At 67.2% G+C, this 2,679-nt stretch carries 2 protein-coding genes, 1 tRNA gene and 1 pseudogene; 1 reads left to right on the forward strand and 3 read right to left on the reverse strand.

The features are described 5' to 3' along the window. Positions 1–339: 339 nt before the first annotated feature. On the reverse strand, positions 340–783 hold the full coding sequence (locus tag ACWC91_RS41425) for a nitroreductase/quinone reductase family protein (RefSeq protein WP_225077443.1): 444 nt from the start codon (positions 781–783) through the stop codon (positions 340–342). Between the two features lie 284 nt (positions 784–1,067). After that, positions 1,068–1,473 (reverse strand): annotated as a pseudogene (locus ACWC91_RS41430) (transposase); the annotation flags it as partial. 105 nt (positions 1,474–1,578) lie between these two features. Here ACWC91_RS41430 and ACWC91_RS41435 point away from each other — a divergent pair. Continuing rightward, positions 1,579–1,652: transfer RNA gene (locus ACWC91_RS41435), tRNA-Met, on the forward strand. 334 nt (positions 1,653–1,986) lie between these two features. Here the strand turns inward: ACWC91_RS41435 and ACWC91_RS41440 are convergent. Next, on the reverse strand, positions 1,987–2,361 hold the full coding sequence (locus ACWC91_RS41440; protein ID WP_450645018.1) for a DUF6223 family protein: 375 nt from the start codon (positions 2,359–2,361) through the stop codon (positions 1,987–1,989). Positions 2,362–2,679: the final 318 nt, after the last annotated feature.

Genomic DNA, 2,679 nt, shown 5'->3' on the forward strand with positions numbered 1-2,679 from the left:
CGCACGACGGCGCAGCTCAAGCGGGTACTGGGAAGGACGTGCCATAACTCGATCCTCTCAAACGATCGAGTCCCTACCGAACCCGGAACGGTTCAGACTGCGGGGTGGAGCCCCCGAGGGGCAGCCTGATCAAGGCCTGCCCTTCGGCCGCGGGACGGAGTGGTGGGGGGTGTCGCCCAGCCGTGACAACACCTGACAAGCTCGCCGACGTCCGCTACATCGTCGACGACCTCCAAGCCCGCATCGACTTCTAGCGAGTGACACCACGTTCGAGGAGAACCTGGCGTAGCGATCACCCGACGAAAGCACCGTAGCCTGGTTCGATCCGTGAACTGACACTCATTCAGGCAGATCGTTGTCTGATGTGTCGGGCTTCAGTTTCACGATGGGGAACTTGCGCGAAGTCCTGGTCTCGTACTGCGCGCTGTCGGGCCAGCCCGCCGACCAGATTCCGTAGAGACGTTCCCAATCGGGCGACGTATGCGTGACAACGGTAGGGGTCGTTTCGAGGATCTGTTCCCCCACCTCGATGGTCACCTTGGGCATGGCGGCGACGTTGCCCACCCACGCTGGATCTCTTTCCGCGCCGCGTGCGGTGCCGCAGACGAGGAAACAGTTACCGTCGGCCGCGTACACCAGGGGGTTCACCCGTTTCTGGCCGGTACGGCGGCCGACCGTGTGCAGGAGCAACAGGCGTTTGCCCTCGAAGAAGCCTCCTACAGTGCCGCCCTGCGCCCGGAACTGAGCAATGATCTGCTTGTTTACTTCATTGACGTCAGTCATGTCCGCCTCTTCGCGACCGAGTACCTGTCTTGCCATTAGCTAACCAGTGAGGTACACGGCTGCGCCGAGCCACGCCGGGAGCCGTACACCACGGCCCCGAAGAACAGGACCGCGGCGCCAGCAGTGACCAAGAACGGAGGCAGGAAAACGCCAGGATGAGACAGACGATCATGACCAGGACGGGGGATGGCGCGCACTGGGCGGCCCGCGGCGAGCGAGGGTGAAGACGGAGGCGCAGGCGCGCTTCCACTGCGCCGGTGGCCGGCGGAGCGGCAGCCGCCCGGCAGGACTTGCTGGGCGACGTCCAAGCGGGCGGAGGCTATGGGGAACTTGGCCCCCAGCGTGACCAGGGTGTGGGGCATCTGGGCCTTCACCTCGTCGGTGTCGGGCTGTTCGGAGGCGGTCCGCAGCAGGGTGGGCACTCACGGCTGAGCCGATTTCGGAGCTGGCTCAGCAGATTGCGGGCGTGTGCGTGCGGCAGCACTGCCAGGACGCGCTGGGCAGCACGGCGTCGACGCGTCGACCATGCGGGCGTGGGCGTCGGAGACGACGAGCCGGACATGGGACAGGCCGCGGGCGGGAGGTGAGCGGGCGCAGGAAGGCCGACAAGCCGGCACCGTCCTCGGCGGTGGCGACGTCCAGGCCGAGGTTCTCGCGGTGCCCGTCAGCGTTGACATCAACCGCGATCAGCGTTGCGGGTGCATTGAGCTCCCCCTGTACGCGCCGACCATCATCGGCGGCCGCCCTCGATGCCAGCTTTAGTCAGACGTATATGTATAGTGATCGTACCGACGACGCGGGGTGGAGCAGCTCGGTAGCTCGCTGGGCTCATAACCCAGAGGTCGCAGGTTCAAATCCTGTCCCCGCTACGAGATGGAGAGGGCCCGGAATCCGGGCCCTCTCCTGTTTCCACTGTGCATGCGTTGAGAGTCCGCACCGCCGATGGGCCCTCCCCTGCGAACCACGGTCGCGGGCGTTCGCGCGGTCCCCAACTGGGGAACACCTCCGCCGACGCGGGCCCGGCTTGGATCGTTCTCGACGAACGCGGCGGCGGAGAACCTCGGGATCGGTCCGGGCAGGGCCGTGCCGATCGCGCCCTGCGGTTTCCAAGGCAGCCGGGACGGCGGCCGGAGCTTCGAGCTGAAGGCGCTGCGGCGCAGTTGGCACCTGACAGGCGGATCGCCGATCAGTTCGATTCCCCGGTCAGCCTGTGCGGCGGGAGCGGGCCAGGGCCAGCTGGCCGAGGACTGCGGCGATCAGCCCCAGCACCAGGGCCAGGGCGCCACCGACCACTCCGTTGCCGGTGCCGGGACCACCATCGGCGACGGCCAGGTTCAGCGTGCCGACGACCATGCCGAACAGCCCCGCGATCATGGCCACGAGGGCCCTGCTTCGCCTGTTACCGGTGCCGATGCGACCGGCGGAGCGGGCCAGAGCCAGCCCGATGACCACGCCGGCCAGCGCCACCAGTGCGGCCGTGCCACCCACGAGTCGTCCGGTGGTCAGGCTGTAAACGGCTGCCGACTGGACCGAGTCATGCGCGGACGCCGGCGCAGCAAGAACAAATCGGACTGACATGAGCGGCTCCTCCTACGACTGGACGTCGTCCGATCATGTCTGCCAGACCTACAACTGGTCGTCCGGCGGGCGTAGGCAATTCGCGCTGCCGCCGATGCCGCATCCGGCTACCGCGCACGCTGCGGGAGCCGCGAAGGTACCGCGTGTGCGGTACCGGACCGATCATCCCCACTGGGTTGGGCGGGAGTGGGCTGGGCGGAGACGGGCTTCGTGAGGCTGCGGACTGTGCTGCTGTTGGTGGTGTGTGCAGGGGGTGGGGGGCTTTGGTCAGACTGCCCGGCTGAGGTCTCTGTCGAATTCGTGGTGGCTGGGTGAGCC

Source organism: Streptomyces sp. NPDC001204, assembly GCF_053598035.1.

Coding starts and splice junctions, on each gene's coding strand:
- ACWC91_RS41440 (WP_450645018.1), bottom strand. CDS start 2,361: ATGTCAGTCCGATTTGTTCTTGCTGCGCCGGCGTCCGCGCATGACTCG.
- ACWC91_RS41425 (WP_225077443.1), bottom strand. CDS start 783: ATGACTGACGTCAATGAAGTAAACAAGCAGATCATTGCTCAGTTCCGG.